General features: G+C 70.4%; 17 protein-coding genes. 14 read left to right on the forward strand and 3 right to left on the reverse strand.

The annotated features are described in order from the left end of the window. The 7 genes from ABT336_RS12310 to ABT336_RS12340 form a co-directional block, all read left to right on the forward strand. A partial coding sequence (locus ABT336_RS12310; protein ID WP_350896610.1) for a 4'-phosphopantetheinyl transferase family protein occupies positions 1–483 on the forward strand: 483 nt, incomplete at its 5' end. Between the two features lie 3 nt (positions 484–486). Further along, positions 487–951: an acyl-CoA thioesterase gene (locus tag ABT336_RS12315; RefSeq protein WP_350896611.1), complete on the forward strand. Its 465-nt coding sequence runs from the start codon at positions 487–489 to the stop codon at positions 949–951. Continuing rightward, positions 948–1,481, forward strand: coding sequence for a flavin reductase family protein (locus ABT336_RS12320; protein WP_502891162.1), 534 nt, complete (start codon positions 948–950; stop codon positions 1,479–1,481). Before ABT336_RS12315 ends, ABT336_RS12320 begins: the two co-directional genes overlap by 4 nt. After that, the gene (locus tag ABT336_RS12325) at positions 1,478–2,827 is read left to right on the forward strand and encodes a cytochrome P450 (protein WP_350896612.1); all 1,350 of its coding nucleotides are present in this window, start codon (positions 1,478–1,480) and stop codon (positions 2,825–2,827) included. Before ABT336_RS12320 ends, ABT336_RS12325 begins: the two co-directional genes overlap by 4 nt. Positions 2,828–3,250: 423 nt before the next feature. Then, positions 3,251–5,194: a CRTAC1 family protein gene (locus tag ABT336_RS12330; protein WP_350896613.1), complete on the forward strand. Its 1,944-nt coding sequence runs from the start codon at positions 3,251–3,253 to the stop codon at positions 5,192–5,194. After that, the gene (locus tag ABT336_RS12335) at positions 5,191–6,255 is read left to right on the forward strand and encodes an enediyne biosynthesis protein (RefSeq protein ID WP_350896614.1); all 1,065 of its coding nucleotides are present in this window, start codon (positions 5,191–5,193) and stop codon (positions 6,253–6,255) included. The genes ABT336_RS12330 and ABT336_RS12335 overlap by 4 nt, the downstream gene beginning before the upstream one ends. A 146-nt stretch (positions 6,256–6,401) precedes the next feature. Next, the gene (locus ABT336_RS12340) at positions 6,402–7,415 is read left to right on the forward strand and encodes a methyltransferase (RefSeq protein WP_350896615.1); all 1,014 of its coding nucleotides are present in this window, start codon (positions 6,402–6,404) and stop codon (positions 7,413–7,415) included. A gap of 47 nt (positions 7,416–7,462) precedes the next feature. On the opposite strand, the gene ABT336_RS12345 is transcribed toward ABT336_RS12340, so the two are convergent. Then, the gene (locus ABT336_RS12345) at positions 7,463–8,116 is read right to left on the reverse strand and encodes a TetR/AcrR family transcriptional regulator (RefSeq protein ID WP_350896616.1); all 654 of its coding nucleotides are present in this window, start codon (positions 8,114–8,116) and stop codon (positions 7,463–7,465) included. 295 nt (positions 8,117–8,411) lie between these two features. Here ABT336_RS12345 and ABT336_RS12350 point away from each other — a divergent pair, with 295 nt between their 5' ends. The 5 genes from ABT336_RS12350 (at position 8,412) to ABT336_RS12370 (ending at position 14,253) form a co-directional block, all read left to right on the forward strand. Further along, positions 8,412–9,377: a PDR/VanB family oxidoreductase gene (locus ABT336_RS12350; RefSeq protein ID WP_350896617.1), complete on the forward strand. Its 966-nt coding sequence runs from the start codon at positions 8,412–8,414 to the stop codon at positions 9,375–9,377. 81 nt (positions 9,378–9,458) lie between these two features. Next, positions 9,459–10,694: a cytochrome P450 gene (locus ABT336_RS12355; RefSeq protein ID WP_350896618.1), complete on the forward strand. Its 1,236-nt coding sequence runs from the start codon at positions 9,459–9,461 to the stop codon at positions 10,692–10,694. 255 nt (positions 10,695–10,949) lie between these two features. After that, positions 10,950–12,458 carry an MFS transporter gene (locus tag ABT336_RS12360; RefSeq protein WP_350896619.1) on the forward strand — a complete coding sequence of 503 codons (1,509 nt, stop codon included), beginning with the start codon at positions 10,950–10,952 and terminating at the stop codon, positions 12,456–12,458. An 81-nt stretch (positions 12,459–12,539) separates the two neighbouring features. Continuing rightward, positions 12,540–13,844 (forward strand): aminotransferase family protein, encoded by a 1,305-nt coding sequence (locus tag ABT336_RS12365; RefSeq protein ID WP_350896620.1) that lies wholly within the window; start codon positions 12,540–12,542, stop codon positions 13,842–13,844. A 112-nt stretch (positions 13,845–13,956) separates the two neighbouring features. Then, entirely contained in the window at positions 13,957–14,253 is a 297-nt protein-coding gene (locus ABT336_RS12370) for a DUF1905 domain-containing protein (RefSeq protein ID WP_350896621.1), read from the forward strand. Between the two features lie 125 nt (positions 14,254–14,378). Here ABT336_RS12370 and ABT336_RS12375 read toward each other — a convergent pair whose 3' ends face one another. Further along, on the reverse strand, positions 14,379–15,140 hold the full coding sequence (locus ABT336_RS12375; protein WP_350896622.1) for an SDR family NAD(P)-dependent oxidoreductase: 762 nt from the start codon (positions 15,138–15,140) through the stop codon (positions 14,379–14,381). A gap of 229 nt (positions 15,141–15,369) precedes the next feature. On the opposite strand from ABT336_RS12375, the gene ABT336_RS12380 reads away from it, so the two are divergent. Both ABT336_RS12380 and ABT336_RS12385 read left to right on the forward strand, forming a co-directional pair. Further along, positions 15,370–15,756, forward strand: a complete 387-nt coding sequence (locus ABT336_RS12380; protein WP_350896623.1) for a YciI family protein — start codon at positions 15,370–15,372, stop codon at positions 15,754–15,756. A 25-nt stretch (positions 15,757–15,781) separates the two neighbouring features. Then, positions 15,782–16,990: an RNA polymerase sigma factor gene (locus ABT336_RS12385; RefSeq protein ID WP_350896646.1), complete on the forward strand. Its 1,209-nt coding sequence runs from the start codon at positions 15,782–15,784 to the stop codon at positions 16,988–16,990. Positions 16,991–17,054: 64 nt separating this feature from the next. On the opposite strand, the gene ABT336_RS12390 is transcribed toward ABT336_RS12385, so the two are convergent. After that, a complete protein-coding gene (locus tag ABT336_RS12390) occupies positions 17,055–18,290 on the reverse strand; it encodes a cytochrome P450 family protein (protein ID WP_350896624.1) in 1,236 nt (411 codons plus the stop codon). Between the last annotated feature and the right edge of the window lie 14 nt (positions 18,291–18,304).

Here is an 18,304-nt window from a genome sequence, read left to right on the forward strand (position 1 = left end):
GCCCGTCGGCGCGCCCGGACCCGGTCGGCGGCCGGGCAGGTGTTCGGCAGGCCGGTCGAGGTCCGGTATCGGCCCGACGGTCGCCCGGAGGTACCCGGCGGGCAGAACCTGTCGGTGGCCCACGGCGCAGGGCTGACCCTCTGCGTCTCCAGCGCGGAGACGGTGGGCTGCGACGTCGAACCGGTCACCGGACGGTCGGCGCAGACGTGGACCGGGTTGCTCGGTCGGCACACCGACCTGGCCCGGCTTCTCGCCGCCGAGGCGGGCGAGGAGATCGACGTCGCCGCCACCCGGGTGTGGACGGCGTTGGAGTGTCTACAGAAGGCCGGCCGTCGCAGTGGCGACCCGCTGGTCCTGCATCCGGTCACCCGCTCGGGCTGGAGCGTGCTGGTCTCCGGCGACGTACGGGTGGCCACCTTCGCCACTACCGTCCGCGACGTCACCGAACCGGTGGTCTTCGCGGTGCTGACCGAGGGACGGTGACCCATGGAGCAGTACTACGAGTACCGGCATGTCGTCGGGTTCGAGGAGACGAACATCGTCGGCAACGTCTACTACGTCAACTACCTGCGATGGCAGGGCCGCTGCCGGGAGATGTTCCTCCGGGAGCGGGCCCCGCAGGTGCTGGCCGACCTGCAGGACGACCTCAAGTTGTTCACTCTGCGGGTCGACTGCGAGTTCTTCGCCGAGATCACCGCCTTCGACGAACTGGCGATCCGGATGAGGCTGTTGGAGCTGGCCCAGACCCAGGTCGAGTTCGGCTTCGACTACGTCCGGCTCGGCGTCGCCGGTGTCGAGACGCTCGTCGCCCGGGGCACGCAGCGGGTCGCCTGCATGCGGGGGCCGAACAACCGTACGGTGCCCGCCCGGGTGCCGGAGGCGCTCGGCCGTGCACTCGCGCCGTACGCCACCGGCGCACCCGTCACCGTCGCGGCAGGGAGGCCACTGTGAACGTCCCGTTCGACCCCCCCGACAGACCGGACCCGCGTCAGCTGCGGCGCGCCTTCGCGATATTCACCACCGGGGTCACCGTCGTCACCGTCGGCGGGTCCAGCCCGCACGGCATGACGGCCAACTCCTTCACCTCCGTCTCCCTCGACCCGCCGCTGGCTCTGGTGTGCGTGGACTGCGAGGCGCTGATGAACCGGGCGTTGCGCGAGGCCGGCCGGTTCGGGGTGTCGGTGCTCGCCGGTGACCAGGAGGAGGTGGCGCGGTACTTCGCCGATCGCCGCCGCCCGCTGGGGGCCCGGCAGTTCGAGTTCGGGCAGTGGGTCGTCGGCCCGGGCACCGGCGCGCCGCTGCTGGTCGGTGCCGCCGCGCACTTCGAGTGCGAGCTGTGGCGTTCGTACGACACCGGCGACCACACGATCTTCGTCGGCCGGCTGGTGGGCGCCCAGCGGCACGGCGTGGACGACGCGCTGCTGTTCGCCGACGGCGCCTTCCGCCGGCTGGACCGGGTGCCGACCGAGGTGCCGACGTGAGCGCCGTGCTGCCCGGGCGGGTCCCGCCGGGGCCGTCACGGGCGGCGGCGGTCCGGATGCTGGTGGTGATGAACCGTGACCGCCTGGGCATGATGACCTCGGCCGCGGACCGGTACGGCGATGCCGCCCGCCTGCCGGTCGGCCCCAAGGAGCTGTACTTCTTCAACCATCCTCAGCACGCCAAACACGTGCTGGCCGACAACGCGGCCAACTACCACAAGGGCATCGGCCTGGTGCACGCCCGGCGGGCGCTCGGCGACGGCCTGCTCACCAGCGAGGGCGAGCTGTGGCGCAAGCAGCGCAAGGTGATCCAGCCTGCCTTCCAGAGCCGACGGATCGCCGACCAGGCAGGCGCGGTGGCCGAGGAGGCAGCGGCCCTCGTCGACCGGCTGCGGGCCCGTCGAGCAGCGGTGGTCGACGTGCCCGAGGAGATGACCGCGCTGACCCTCGGGGTGCTCGGCCGGACCCTGCTCGACACCGACCTGGGTCGGTTCCCCGCGTTGGGCGACGACTTCGCGGCCGTCCAGGACCAGGCGATGTTCGAGCTGGCCTCGCTGAGCGCGGTGCCGACCTGGGTCCCGTTGCCCCGCCAGGTGCGGTTCCGGCGGGCCCGACGGCAGCTGCAACGGGTCGTCGACCGGCTCGTCGCCGAGCGGGGGGCGGTCGACGACGACCGGCCCGACGTGCTGTCCCGACTGATCACCTCGGCCGGGGCGGAGTCCGACCCCGGCGTCGGGCGGCAGCGGCTGCGCGACGAGCTGGTGACCCTGCTGCTCGCCGGGCACGAGACCACCGCGAGCACGTTGAGCTGGTCGTTGTACCTGATCGACAGGCATCCCGAGGTACGTGAACGACTGCACGAGGAGGCGAGCAGGGTGCTCGGCGGTGGTCTGCCGACGTTCGAGGACCTGGGACGGCTGCGGTACGCCACGATGGTGGTGCAGGAGGCGATGCGCCTGTTCCCGCCGGTGTGGCTGCTGCCGCGTAAGGCGATCGCCGCCGACGAGGTCGGCGGCTACCGGGTGCCGGCCGGGGCCGACGTGCTGGTCTGTCCGTACACGCTGCACCGGCATCGGGACTTCTGGCCGGACCCGCACCGGTTCGACCCGCAGCGTTTCGACCCGGACGACCGCACCGAGCGGCCGCGATACGCGTACATCCCGTTCGGCGCCGGTCCTCGGTTCTGCGTCGGAAACCATCTCGGCATGCTGGAGGCGGTGTTCGTGCTGTCCCTGCTCGCCCGGGACCTCGTGCTCACCTGCCTCCCGGGTCGACCCGTCGTCCCCGAGCCGATGTTGTCGCTGCGGGTGCGGGGTGGCCTGCCGATGAGAGTCGCCTCCCGGTGACGTGATCCCGCCGTTCGTGGCCTGACCGCCCCCGTCCGACGACCTCCGCACCTCCGCACCTCCGCGTCGCGCCGCCAGCCTCACCGGGCTCGGCGGCGCGATTCTTGTTCACATCAGGTAAATGATTCACGTGATGAGTCGGGATCGGTGATATCCGCTTTCTGATTAATATAGATCTTCGACAATGAGCAATTGTTGAGAAGACGTCTCCGGATCGGTCGGTGAAGATATCGGTGGCCGCACTTTCGGGGTCGATCCTTCCGGAGATCCCGAGGCGAGCCTGTGTCATGGCCGGTCCTGACGCCTGCCACCGCGCGCTACGGCGCGGACCGCGATGCGGAGCGTCGGTCGGCCGTCCCGACGTCGTCTCGTTTCCGAGGGGGACCGTTGCCATCGCAACCAGTAAGCCCACTGCGTCGTCTCATGGCACCCATCCTGGTGCTCGTGCTGGCGGCCACGATGTTCCTCGTCGCACGCCTGCCGAGCGCCTCGGCGGACACCCGTGCCGAGATCGCCGGCCGATTCGCGTTCACGGAGTTGCCGATCGAGCTGCCACCCGGTCTGCCGGAGCGCAGCATCCGTACCGTCAATCCCAAGTACGAGCACATCCGCTCCTGGATCTCGTCGGTCGGCGCGTCCATCGCCGTCAACGACCTCGACGGCCAGGGTGTCGCCAACGACATGTGCCTGGTCGACACCCGCAGCGACGCGGTGATCGTCACGCCGGTACCGGACACCGGTGCGACGTACCAACCGTTCGTGGTGGACCCGGCGCCGCTGCCGATGGGCTCGACCATCGCCCCGATGGGCTGCACACCCGGTGACTTCAACCTCGACGGCCGGATGGACCTGTTGGTCATCTACTGGGGTCGCACCCCCGTGGTCTTCCTGCAGAAGGAGGGTGCCACGGCACTGAGTAACGACACGTACCAACCTGTCGAGCTCGTTCCGCAGCAGCGCACCGACGACGGTGTCTACCGAGGGCCGCTGTGGAACACCAACGCGGTCACCGTGGCCGACTTCGACGGAGACGGCAGACCCGACATCGCTCTGTTCAACTACTTCCCGGACAGTCAGGTGCTCGACCCCGAAGGTCTGCCCAACGTGCAGATGAACCACTCCATGTCGCACGGCCACAACGCCGGCGGCGCACACGTCCTGCGTTGGAGCGGTGCGACGTCGGGGGACGACCCGACGGTGACCTACGAGGAACAGGTCGCCCTCGACCCGCGGTACGCCACCGGCTGGACCCTCGGTGCGGCCTCCGCCGACCTCGACGGGGACCTGCTGCCGGAGCTGTACCTCGCCAACGACTTCGGCCAGGACCGGTTCTTCCACAACGTCTCCACTCCCGGCCGGATCCGGTTCAACCTGGCCGAGGGCGTCCGCACGCCCCTGACGCCCAAGTCGCTGGTGCTCGGGCACGACTCCTTCAAGGGCATGGGCGTCGACTTCGCCGACCTGCACAGTCGGGGACGGTTCGACATGTTCGTCAGCAACATCACCGAGTCCTGGGGGCTGGAGGAGAGCAACTTCGTCTGGCACAACACCGCCGCGTCCCCGGAGGCCGCCCGGGAGCAGTTGAGTCGGGGGATCGCTCCCTTCGAGAACCGGGCGGCCCGGCGCAACCTCGCGTGGGTCGGCTGGGGTTGGGACGTGAAGATGGCGGACTTCGACAACAGCGGCGGCCTGGAGGTCGTGCAGGCCGCAGGATTCATCAAGGGCGACATCAACCGGTTCAACTGGCTTCAGGAACTGGCCATGGCCAACGACCTGATGCTGCGGGAGCCCGCCATGTGGCCCAACGCCAAGCCCGGCGACGACATCTCCGGGGGCAACCCGGTGGCCTTCTGGGTCCGCGAGGACAATGGTCGATACGTGAACCTGAGCCCGGAACTGGGGCTGGACGAGGACACGCCGTCGCGGGGGATCTCCGTCGCCGATCCCGACGGCGACGGCGCGCAGGACATCGCGGTCGCCCGACAGTGGGGCGCACCCGCCTACTTCCGTAACACCCGCGGTGACAGCGACAACCATCTGTCGCTGCGGCTGAGCCGGCCGGCCCTCGCCGCCGACGGACGTACCCCGTCGACCACCGGCACGTCACCCGCCTACGGCGCGCACGTCACCATCACGACCGCCGACGGTCGGACCCAGGTCGGACAACTCGACGGTGGTGGCGGGCACTCCGGACGGCGCAGCTTCGACGTCTTCTTCGGTCTCGGCGACGCGGCCGACCGTCCGGTCTCGGTGCAGCTGTGCTGGCGAGACCTCAACGGCCAGACACACCGACAGACGATCGACCTGACCGCCGGCCGGCACGACCTGCTGCTGACCGACCGAGCCGAGGAGTTGAACCGCCGATGACGGACGTCAAACCCGTCGAGGACGCCCGCGGCGTCCTCACCACGGCAAGCCCGGACACCGCCGGGCGTAACGGCGGCAACCCCGTGCCGCGGCAGCAGGCCGGTGGCGACCGGCCGGGCGTACCGCCCCGGGTGGACAGCCGCGACCCGCGCTACATGGCGCTGCGCAACTTCGCGATGTCCATGACCGTCTTCAACATCCTGGGCTACACCGTCCTCGGCTTCGAGCAGCCCTGGACCTGGCCCTTCTTCGCCCTGGCGATCGGCTATGCCACCGAGATCCTGGTGGAGACGGTCGCCGCGCGGGCGACGGGCCGGTCGGCCGCCTACAGCGGAAACGGCATGTGGGGCATGTACACCTTCCTGCTGCCCACCCACATCACCGCGCTCGCGGCCAACATGCTGCTCTACGCCAACGACAACTTCTGGCCGATCGGCTTCGCGGTCGTCGTGGCGGTGGGGCAGAAGGCGCTGCTGCAGGCACCGATCCGGGGTCGGATGCGGCACTTCATGAACCCGTCGAACTTCGGCATCACGGCAACCCTGTTGGTCTTCTCCTGGGTCAACGTCGCGCCGCCGTACCACTTCACCGAGAACGTGCCGGACATGATCAGCATCCTGATCCCGATCGTGATCGTGACCGCCGGCACGGTCCTCAACGCGATGCTGACCAAGAAGGTCCCCCTGATCGTCGGCTGGCTGGGCGCCTTCATCATCCAGGCGTTGGTTCGGCACTGGATCTGGGACGTGTCGTTGTGGGGCGCGCTGGTGCCGATCACCGGCGTGGCGTTCGTGCTGTTCACCAACTACATGATCACCGACCCCGGTACGACCCCGACAGCCGGTTGGATGCAGTTCATGTTCGGGGCGAGTGTGGGCATGGTGTACGGCGTGCTGATGGTCTTCAACATCGTCTACACCACCTTCTTCGCCGTCACGATCGTCTGTCTGCTGCGCGGACTGTTCTGGTGGGGGAAGTGGCTCCTGGAGCGCAAACACCGGGACGTCTCCCTGGACCCGGCTCCACCGCCGGCCGCGGTGGCCCTGCCGACCGCCCGCTGACCGACCCGACGCGCCGATGCCCGCCGACCGGACCGATCCGATCCGGTCGGCGTGGCACCGGTGCCGACGCGGCACGTCCGAAGAGGACGCCCCGGCACCGCCGCCGACACAATCGATGCGTGTCGGCGGCGGTGGCAGGAGGAAGCATGGACGACGGTGAGGCTCCCCGGATCGGTCTGCGGGCGTTGGCCGACCTGGCGACACCGATGGCGATCCGGGTGGCGGCGACGCTGCGGATCGCCGACCACATCGCGGCCGGTCGACGTACCGCTGCGGAGATCGCCGCGGCGACCGGATCCCACGCCGACGCGCTGGACCTGGTGTTGCGGCACCTGGTCACGACCGGGTTGCTGACCCGGGACGCCACCGGTGGGTACGCCACCACCGAGTTGGGCGAGCAGTTGCGCGACGACCATCCCGGGGGTCGACGTCGGTGGCTGGACGTGGACGTCGGGGTCGGCCGGGGCGACCTGTGTCTCATCGACCTGGCCCACACGGTGCGTACCGGGCAACCGGCATACCCGGTCCGGTACGGCCGGACGTTCTGGGACGATCTCGCCGCTGAGCCGGCCCACTCGGCGGCATTCGACGCGCTGATGGGACGGCACATCGAGACCGAGGCCGACGGGGTGGCCCGGTGCTACGACTGGGCGGCACTGGGGCACGTGGTGGACGTCGGCGGCGGCAGCGGTGCCCTGCTCGCGACGCTGCTGCACGCGCACCGGTCGATGACCGGGCTGGTGCTCGACCTACCCGGTCCGGTGTCGCGGGCCCGCCGTCGGTTCGCCGAGGTCGGACTCGCCGATCGTGCCGAGGCGGTGACGGGCAGCTTCTTCGACCCGCTGCCGCCCGGTGCCGGTGGATACCTGCTCTCGGCGGTGATCCACGACTGGGACGACGAGGCCTCGGTGGCGATCCTGCGGCGCTGTGCCGAAGCGGCCGGTCCGCACGGCGTGGTGCTGCTGTTGGAGGCCGTCGGCGTGGACGGCGAGTCGGCGAGCACGGCGATGGACCTGCGGATGCTCGCCTACAACGGAGGCAGGGAACGTGGGCTGACCGCGCTGGGTGATCTCGCCGGGCGGGCGGGTCTGACCCTGCGGGCCGTCCATCCGGCCGGGCGGGCCGCCTACCTCTCGCTCATCGAGCTGGTACCGGTGTGAACAGCGGGCGGTGGCCCGGCCGGTCCCGACCCCCCGAGCCCGACGACCTAGGTGTGCTGCCCGGGGTCCCGGTTCGTGACGCCTCTGATGATCGAATCCACCACGTGCGCGGCGAGCCGGTCGACTGTGCCCCGATCCTGGTGCCGCAGTGGTCCCCGAACTGCCAACTCGGCGAACCCGTGTACCGCCGACCAGCAGGCCCATTCGGCCCCGACGCGGCGTTCGGTACTGATGACACCGGCTGACTCCAGGCCGTCGAGGGCGTCCATCAACAGTTGGTACGGCGCTGGAACCTGACTGTCGGTCAACAGGTCCCGGCTGTCGTCGGGCGGCTCGTCCTGGGTCAGGACCGCCACCTCGAACCAGCCCGGCTCGGTCAGGGCGAACCGGATGTAGCCCAGGCCGACGGCGCGCAGCCGACGGAGAGCGAGGGTGGCCTCGTCCTCGTGCTCCGCGTTCTCGGCCGCGCCGTCCAGCATGCCGCCGACCATGTGCTGCTGCGCCTCGACCGCGACGGCGGCGACGAGCGCCTGCAGGTCGGCGAAGTGCCGGTAGGCGGCGTTCGGGCTCACCCCGATCGAGCGGGTCAGCTCGCGCAGCCCGAGTGCGCCCAGCCCGCCGCTGCGGGCGAGCCGCAGTCCGGCCTCGACCAACGCCGTGCGCAGGTCGCCGTGGTGGTACGGCGTCGACCTGGTGGTCACTGTCCTGTCACCTGCCGCTTCCGGGTCGTTCTCGGGATGGCGGCCAGCCTAGAAGGTGCCCCGTGCGGCGGCGGCCGGACGAGGTGTCCGCGTGCCGCAGGTCGCAGTCCCGGGCAGGCATTCGTACCCGGCCGTGCGCAGTGCGCAATCCGGAAGAAGACGGCGTGGGGCCGGGCGTGCAACGGTTCGGAAAGCGTCGGTCACCATCTGTCGTCGGACAGTTGCGCGGCCCGACGCGCCGGTGCGGACGCACGGTCCGGCCCGGTCGAGCCGACGGTGGAGGACCTTCGATGGGATGGTCGAGGTGAGCGGGGCGGTGCCGGCCCGGCGGCTGCGGCTGCGCGTCGCGGCCAAGCGGACCGTCGCCGACGGCGTCGTCGCACTGGAACTGGTCGACGCCGAAGGCGCCCGTCTGCCGGACTGGACCCCCGGCGCGCACGTCGACCTGGTGCTGCCGTCCGGGCACACCAGGCAGTACTCGCTGTGCGGCGACCGGTGGGACGCGTACCGGTACCGCGTCGCGGTGCTGCGCGAACCGGACGGCCGAGGCGGCTCGGCGTACGTCCACGACGTGCTGCGGGTCGGCGACCGCGTCGGTGTGGGTGCGCCGCGCAACAACTTCCCCCTCGTACCGGCCGGACGGTATCTGTTCGTGGCCGGCGGCATCGGTGTCACCCCGCTGCTGCCGATGGTCCACCAGGCACAGTCGGTGGGCGCGGACTGGCACCTCCTCTACGCCGGGCGCAGCCGTCGGACGATGGCGTTCCTCGACGAACTCGCCGGTCACGGCGACCGGGTCGAGGTGTGTGCCACCGACGAGCGGGGCCGGCCGGAGCTGACCGGTCGGCTGCGCGTGGTCGACGCCGGCCGCCGCGTCTACTGCTGCGGACCGGCCGGAATGATCGACGCGGTGGCTGCCGCGTGTGCCCACTGGCCGCCGTACACGCTGCGTACGGAGCGCTTCGCCGGGCGCGAGGTCGCACCGGTGCGGGACGAGCCGTTCGAGGTCGTGCTGGCTCGTAGCGGAGCCCGCCTGCGGGTGTCCCCGGGCACGACGGTGCTGGACGCCCTCCGCACGGTGGGTGTCGACCTGCTGTCGTCGTGCCGCGAGGGAACCTGCGGCACCTGCGAGACAGGCGTCGTACGCGGCGAGGTCGACCACCGGGACGCGCTGCTCACCGACGAGGAGAGGGCAGCCGGTGACCTCATGTACCCCTGTGTCTCCCGCTCCCGCGGGGACCGCCTCGTCCTGGACCTGTGAGATGGCCGGTCCATCGCCTGCCACCCGGGACCCCTCGGTCACCCGACCGGTCCCAGCCCGCATCCTCCGGAGGCCGCCCCGATGACCGAGAACCCCGCTCCCGTGCCGCCCGGACCGGTGGTGCCGGTCAGCGACGTCGACCCGTTCGACCCGGCGGTCCTGGCCGATCCGCACGACTTCGAGGCCGAGCTGCGCGCCGCCGGGCCGGTGGTGTTCCTACCGGCCCACGGGGTCTACGGCATCGCCCGCTACGACGACGTCCGTGCCGTGCTACGCAACTGGCAGGTGTTCGAGTCCGGGGCCGGGGTCGGGCTGTCCAACTTCAGGACCGAGAAGCCGTGGCGTCGACTCAGCGCCGTCGTGGAGGCCGACCCGCCACACCACGACGCCCCCCGCAGGGTGCTGTCCGCGCTGCTCGGCCCACGGGCCCAACGCCGACTGCGGGCGGAGTGGACGGTGGTGGCCGAGGAGATGGTCGACCGGCTCTGCGCCGGTGCCGTCGGCGGGGTGGTCGAGTTCGAGGCGGTGTCGGCGCTGGCCGAGGCGTACCCACTGCGGGTCTTCCCGGACGCGCTCGGCATTCCGGACCAGGGGCGCGACAACCTGTTACCGTTCAGCGACTTCCTGCTCAACGCGTTCGGTCCCCGCAACGAGCTCGTCGTGGCGGGTGCGCCACGGGCGAAGCGGTTGTCGGACTGGGTCGACGAGAGCAGCCGGCGGCAGGGTCTGGCCGAAGGCGGCTTCGGGGACCAGATCTGGGCCGCAGCCGACCGTGGGGAGCTGACTCCCGACCAGGCTCCGCAGGTGCTGCGGTCGCTGTTCGCGGCGGGGGTGAACACCACCGTCCACTCGATCGCCGCCACGCTGCACGCGCTGGTCACCCACCCGAAGCAGTGGGAGCGACTCCGTGACGAGCCCGGTCTGGCCCGGGTGGCGTTCGACGAGGCGGTCCGTTGGGCCTCCCCGGTGCAGACGTTCTTCCGGACCGCCCGGGGACAGGCGCGGGTGGGCGACGCGGTCATCCCCGACGGGGCCAAGGTCCTGTTGTTCCTGGGTTCGGCCAACCGTGATCCGCAGCGGTGGCCTGATCCGCACCGTTACGACCTGTCCCGTGACCCCTCGGGGCACCTGGGTTTCGGCTTCGGGCTGCACCAGTGTGTGGGGCAGAACCTGGCGCGCCTGGAGGCGGAGTGTCTGCTCGGCGCACTGGTGTCGAGGGTGCGGCAGTGGGAGTTGGCCGGCCCTGCGCGACGTCGGCCGAACAACACCCTGATGGCCTGGGACGAGGTGCCGGTACGGGCGCGGTTGCGGCGATGACGGGACGACTCGCGGCACGCGATCCAGCCTCGTTGCCCATGTCGTGCGCTGCGGTATACGGTGTGAACATCGCCGAACCTCACCGAAGAAGGTCGATGCATCCGTCAACCGTCCAAAATGGACTCAAGTCGACTGGTGGTCGACGCGCGATCCGTCTCCTCAGGTGCGAACCGGTGGGACGGAGACCCTTCGGTCTGGTCGTGGCCGCCCTACATGCCGTCCGCACGTCGAATACATGATCAAGGGAGATTTCGCGTGACCACCGAAGACCTGAGCACCACCACGGAGGCGGGCAAGTCGCCGACGGCGGGCCCGACACCGGCGCCGCCGGACCCACGGCGGTGGACCGTGCTGGCGGTACTCTCCGGGCTTCAGTTCATGATCCTGCTCGACATGACCGTCGTGAACGTCGCCCTACCCCGCATCCAGGACAGCCTCGGGTTCTCGGCCGCCGGCCTGGCCTGGGTGGTCAACGCCTACGTGCTGGCCGCAGGAGGCCTGTTGATCCTGGGTGGACGGATGGCCGACGTGTTCGGCCGACGGAAGCTGCTGCTGACCGGTGTGGTCGTCTTCGCCGTGTCCTCGGTGGTGTCCGGTGCGGCGGTCGAACCGTGGATGATGGTCGCCGGCCGCTTCGGCCAGGGTCTCGCCGAGGCCCTCGCCGCGCCCGCCTCGCTGGGCCTGATCGCCCTGCTGTTCACCGACCCCAAGGAACGGACCAAGGCGGTCGGCATCTGGGGCGGCATCATCGGCCTCGGCGGCACCCTGGGCTACGTCATCTCCGGCGTGCTCACCGACCTTGCCCACTGGCGGTGGATCTTCTTCATCAACCTGCCGGTCGCCCTGGTCGTGCTGTTCCTGATCCCCCGGATGGTCCGGGAGAGCCGGATGGTGCGCAAGGACGGCCAGAGCATCGACGTGCTCGGTGGCCTCACCCTGACCCTCGGTCTCGTCGGGGTCGTCTTCGGTCTGCTGCACGCCGCCGAACACCCGTGGGGATCGGCCACCGTGCTGGGTCCGCTGCTCGGTGGCGTGGCCCTTCTCGGCCTCATGGTGCTCGTGGAGAGTCGGACACGTGACCCGCTGATCCCGTTGCGCTTCTTCGCCAACCGCACCCGGACGGCCGTCAACATCGCCACGGTGCTGTTCATGGCCGCCTTCATCTCGTACACGTTCATGCTGACCCTGTTCGAACAGCAGGTGCTGGGCTACTCGCCGTTGATGAACGGCCTGGCCTGGCTGCCACTGAGCGTCGCCATGGGCGCCGGTATCGGCCTGGGCACCACGCTGGTGCCGAAGCTGGGTATCCGGAACATGGCGGCCTTCAGCTACATCGGCGCGGGTGTGGGGTTGTTCCTGACCAGCCTGGTATCCGCCGACAGCTCGTACGTGATCGGCATCCTGCCCGGCATGCTGGTCTTCGGGCTGTTCGCCGGTGCCAGCATCCCGGCGACCACCACCGCGGCGCTGCACAAGGTCACCGGGCAGGACTCCAGTCTGGCGTCCGGACTGCTGACCACCTCGCAGCAGATCGGTGGCGCGCTCGGTATCGCCGTACTCGTCACCCTCGCCCTGCGGCAGGCCGGGTCCGCTGTCGAGCGCGGTGTGTCCGAAGCCGCCGCCGCCACCGAGGGCTACACGCTGGCCTTCCGGGTCGGCTCGATCCTGCTGGTGCTCGGCGGCATCCTCCTGATGGCCCTGGTGGAGCGGGTGGACACCGAGGTGCGTGACCCGGTGGCCGAGCAGATCGCTGCCGCCCGCTGACGGCCGAACACTCAATCCGGTTCGGTGCGGACACCTGACGTCCGCACCGAACCGGTCGACCGATGCAGAGAGGCGACCGAGATGAACGCAGCCCGGACCACCCGGCACGCCGACGAGCGGGCCGACCTGCTCGCCGTGGACGCCGAGCACCTGTGGCACCCCTGGTCGCCCACCCGGGTCAACCCGGAGGTCGTCCTGGCCGTGGCCGGACAGGGCTGCGACGTGTGGGACGCCGACGGCAGACGATTCCTCGACGCGAAGTCCTCCGGTCTCAACGCGACCCTCGGCTACGGGTGCCACGAGATCGTCGAGGCGGTGAGCGCCCAACTGGCCCACCTGATGACCTACGACATGGGGGAGGGTGCCAACGTACCCGCCATCCGGCTCGCGCAGCGCATCGCGGAGCTGGCTGCCCCCCGGCTGAGCCGTACGTTCTTCTGCAACAGCGGCTCGGAGGCGGTGGAGGCCGCCATCCGGATCGCCCGCTTCCACCACGCCGTGCTCGGCGACCGGGACCGGACCCTCATCGTCTCGTTGCCGAACGCGTACCACGGGGCGACCATGGCTGCGGCTGCCTGCGGAGCAGGCAGCTCCCCGGTCGCCGCACGGGTCACGCCGGCCGACTTCGTGACAGTCGACGGCTTCGACCCGACCGTTGCGGGCGGCGGTGTCGACGCCCTGCGTGACCTCCTCACCGAGCAGGGGCACCGGATCGCCGCCGTGCTGATCGAGCCGGTGCAGGCCCGCGGCGCGCACGTCGTACCCGACGACTACCTGCGCGCCGCCCGCGAGTTGTGCGACAGGAACGGGGTGCTGCTCGTCCTCGACGAGGTGACAACGGGTTTCGGCCGGACCGGACGGATGTTCGGCTACCAGCACGCCGGGATCGAGCCGGACGTCGTCTGCACCAGCAAGGGGCTGGCCGCCGGCTACATGTCGATCGGTGCGGTGACCACCACGGAGAGTGTCTTCGAGGTCTTCGACAGGAACCGGACCCTGGCCGGTTTCGTCCACGGTCACACCCACTCCGGGCATGCCTCCGCCTGCGCGGCCGGACTCGCCGTCCTCGACTACCTTGCGGCCCACGACGTCCTGGCGAACGTCCGGGCCCGCGGCGAGCAGCTGCTCACCGGTCTGGCGGAGCTGCGGTCGCTGCCCTCCGTGTCGGTCGTCCGGGGCCGGGGTCTGCTCGCCGCCGTCGAGTTCGACACCCCGCGACGCGCCGGACAGGTACGTCGTCTGATGAAGGACCGTGGCGTGCTGGTGCGGCGGACCGGACCGAACATCGTCGTCGCGCCACCCCTGATCATCAACGCCGACCAGGTCGACCGGATCACCAGCGGCTTGGTGGCTGCCGCCGGGGCCGCCCGGCCGGACCCGCACTGACCGACCCGCCGCGCCGATCACCCAGCGGATCGACGAACTTCCGTCATGATTGGAACTGCAAGGCCCCGCGCCGGCTCACGTTCCATCGGACCCGAGAAAGAGAGAGCGGACAATGGCCGAGACCAAAGCGAAGACTCCGCAGAGTGTCGACACCACGTTCACGGTGCCGATCACGAAGGACAACAACAGTGGCTGGAGTTGCGTGGTGATGGAGGACTCCGGAGAGTTCTTCGGCACCCGCCGGGCAGTGAAGATCAGCGGCACGATCGACGGCCAGCCGTTCGAAGCGACCATGCTGCCGGTGGGGGGCGGCAACCACATGATTCCGATCAAGGCCGCGCTGCGTAAGCTCGTGGCCAAGGAGCAGGGCGACGAGGTGACCGTCCACATCAAGCAGCGCTTCTCCTGACCGCTCGCGGCCGCCCGGCGACCGCCGGGCGGCACCCGCGACCGGCCGCCGCCGGCACTGCCGGCCAGGGGGTCGTGCTCGCGGCAGGCAGTGCCGCAGCCGGGACCCGGCACCGGCGCGACGCGTCAGCGGAACACCCGTGCCATGACCCGGCGGGCCACCGGCCGCGGCGCGTGGTCGAGGGTGAGGGTCATCATCCTGGTGATCACGCCGGGGACCGTGACGGTGCGGCCGGCGTCCCAGCCGCGCATGGCACCCGCCACCACCTCGGCCGACGTGGTGTGCCCCGGCGTCTTCTCCACCTTGTCACCGAGCCCCGCGACGTTGCTGAACTCGGAGATGGTGGGGCCGGGGCAGAGCGCCATCGCCCGGACACCGGTGCCCTGCAACTCGGTCGAGAGCGCCTCGGCGAACGACAGCAGGAATGCCTTGCTGGCACCGTAGGCGGCCAGGTAGGGCGTCGTGACGAAGCCGAGCGAGGAAGCCACCACGATCACACCGCCGGAGCGTCGCTCGACCATGCGGGGCACCACCTGGGCGGTCAGGTCGACGGTGGCCAGGACGTTGAGATGAAGCATGCTCAGGGTGTCCACGCGGTCCGCCTCGGTGAACTTCCCGTGCAGTCCCCGGCCGGCGTTGCAGACGAGCAGGTCGGCGCCGCCGAGTTCCTCGGCGCGCTCCGCCACCCCTGCGATCGCGCCCTCGGCGGTCAGGTCGCGGACCTCCGGGATGACCCGCCCACCGGTCGCCTCGGCGAGGTCGTCGAGCCGGTCGCCGCGGCGGGCCACGGCCAGGATCCGGTAGCCCCGGTCGGCCAGCACCCGGGCGAACTCCGCGCCGATGCCGGAGGAGGCTCCGGTGACCACGGCCAGCGGTGCATCGGACATGGCTGCTCCCATCTTGTCGTGCGGACTCGGGCTGTGAGTCGAAACTACGGCCCGTCGGGCGGCACGTCTTCTTGCGGAGTGCCGTGTGGCATCACGCCGGTCGGGTGTGCGAGCCTTGAACGCATTCTTCGGGCGAGAATGTCGTCACCCACCGTGTCGAAATGCGCCTGGTGGCTCCGACTCCTTTGTAGAGGGCGGTCCGACGCCCACAGACCCGAAGGAGAACCCGATGAAGTACCTGATCCTGCTGCACAGCAACCCGACGACCTGGAAGCACCCGATGTTCCTGCAGGACGCCGGCCTGTCACCGGAGGAGGCCGACGCCCGGATGGCCGCGTTCGGCGAGTTGATGGAGGAGGTCTCCAAGTCCGGCGAACTGGTCGGTGGGCAGGCGCTGTCCGACCCGGGCCTGACCCGGACCGTCCAGATGCGCAACGGCTCCCTGACGGTCACCGACGGGCCGTTCGCCGACTCGAAGGAGCAGATGGCCGGCTACTTCGTGGTCGACTGCGACAGCATCGACCGGGCGGTGGAGATCGCCTCTCGGCTTCCCGACGTTCACGAGGGCGTCGCCGAAGTCCGACCGATCATGGAGGACTCCGGCGAAGAGATGTGACGAGCCCGGCGACGGGACCGAGGATCTGCTGCGTGCACTCGCACAGCAGGTCCTCGGTCTGCTCGTACGCCGGTACCGGGAGTTCCACGCCTGTGAGGACGCGGTGCAGGAGGCCCTGCTCGCCGCACTGGTGCAGTGGCCGCGTGACGGCGTACCGGACAATCCCCGGGCCTGGCTGCTGACCGTCGCCACCCGTCGTCTCACCGACGCCTGGCGCAGCGACTCGGCGCGGCAGCAGCGGGAGCGGAGCCTCTACCTGTCGACGCCGGCCGACGAACTGGTCGCGCAGGCACCGCCGGACGAGGCACCACCGGGCGACGACACGCTCACCCTGCTACTGCTGTGCTGCCATCCCGCGCTGTCCCCGACCTCGCAGATGGCCCTCACCCTGCGTGCCGTCGGCGGCCTGACCACCGGCCAGGTGGCCCAGGCGTTCCTGGTGCCGCAGCTCACGATGGGCCAGCGGATCAGCCGTGCCAAACAACGCATCCGGGAGTCCGGACTGGTCTTCCCCCTCGGCGTCGAGGACGAGCGGGAACGGATGCCGGTGGTCCTGCACGTGCTCTACCTGATCTTCAACGAGGGCTACACCGCCTCGTCCGGATCCAGCCTCGACCGCCCCGACCTGACCCGTGAGGCGATCCGGCTGACCCGTGAGCTCCGCAGGCGGCTGCCCGACGACGGGGAGGTGAGCGGACTGCTGGCGCTGATGCTGTTGACCGAGGCCCGCCGTGCGGCCCGTACCAGTCTCGACGGGCTCCTGGTGCCCCTCGCCGAGCAGGACCGTAGCCGCTGGGACTGGGGTCTCGTCGCCGAGGGAACGGAACTGGTCACCGGCGCGCTGGCCGCGGGGCAGGTGGGGCCGTACCAGCTCCAGGCGGCGATCGCGGCACTGCACGACGAGGCCAAGTCGGCCACCGACACCGACTGGCCGCAGATCCTCGCCCTGTACCACCTGTTGGAACACAGCTGGCCGAGTCCGGTCGTCCAGCTCAATCGGGCGGTGGCCCTCGGCATGGTGCGAGGCCCGGCCGTCGCCCTGGAACTGGTCGACTCCCTGGCGGCTGACACCCGGATGGCACGGCACCACCGGCTGCACGCGGTCCGTGGTCACCTGCTGCTGATGGCCGGAGACCGGGTCGGTGCCCGGGAGTCCTTCGAGACCGCGGCCCGTCTCACCACCAGTCTGCCCGAGTGGCGTTACCTGACCACCAAGGTGGCGGAGCTACCCTGACCCGGCCGTGACCGTGGCCACCGTCGGCGTCGGACGGTGGCCACGGATCGTACGCTCGACCTGGTCAGGCGGACACGGTGGCCGGTGCCCCCAGCCGGACCGGTAGCGCCCGGTGACCGTTCATGATGAAGGTGCCCTGCGGCTCCAGGTCCTCCGGTGCGACCGCCAACGACATGTCGGGGTAGCGCTCGAACAGGGCCGGGAGGGCGATCTTCAGCTCCAACCGGGCCAACGGGGCGCCCAGGCAGAAGTGCGAGCCGTGGCCGAACGACAGGTGCGTCTTGTCGGCACGGTGCACGTCGAACTCGGTGGCGGACTCGCCGTGCACGTCCGGGTCCCGGCCGATCTGGGTGAAGCCCATCAGCACCGGGTCTCCCTTCCGGATGACCACCCCGGCGATCTCGACGTCGTCGGTGGCGAAACGCAGCGGCAACTGCGCGACGGGCGCCTCCAACCGGAGGGTCTCCTCGATCACGTCGTCCCAGGACACCTCACCGGAGCGGACCTGCGCGCGCTGATCCGGGTGGGTGAGCAGGTTCAGGACCGCGTAGCTGAGGGCGTTCATCAGCGTCTCCGAGCCGGCGCCGAGCATGAGGTGCAGGGTGCCGACCATCTCCTCGTCGGTCAGCCGTCCCTCCTCCTCGTGGGCGGCCAGGACGACGCTGGTCAGGTCGTCGCCCGGCTGCTGACGCTTGAGCTCGGCGAGGTCGTACAGCTCCTGGTGCCACTGCTCGACGTTGGCCTCGGCCTCCTCCCCGCTGATCGAGGTGGTGACGTTGACGTTGGCACCGCGCAGCACGGCACTGCGGGCCGACGCCGGAACGCCGAACATGTCGCAGATGACCCGTGCCGGCAGCGGCGTGGCGAACTGCCCCTTGAGGTCGACGACCTCGTCCGGGCCGACGGTGGCCAACTGTCCCAGCAGGTCGTCGACGATCTTCTCGATCAGGGGCCGGGTCTGCTCGACCTGCTTGGGGGTGAAGCCGCGTGACACCAGCTTGCGCAGCCGCAGATGGTCGTCACCGTCGTTGGTGGTCATGTTGTCCATCAGCAGCCAGCCGATCAGCGGCCAGTTGGACGAGACCTCTCCGCTGGTGTAGGCGGGCCAGCTCTGCGGGTCCTTGCTGAAGCGGGGATCGGACAACACCTCGCGGGCGGCCTGGTAGCCGGTCACCGACCACGCGACCACCCCACCCGGCAGCTCGACCTGGGACACCGGACCGTTCGCGCGGATGCGGGCTCCCTCGGCGTGGACGTCCCGGCCGGCGGTGTCCAGGACGACGGGACAGCGATTCTCCATCGGACGACTCCTAC

It is taken from the genome of Micromonospora sp. NPDC000207, assembly GCF_040300925.1.
Taxonomy (GTDB): domain Bacteria; phylum Actinomycetota; class Actinomycetes; order Mycobacteriales; family Micromonosporaceae; genus Micromonospora.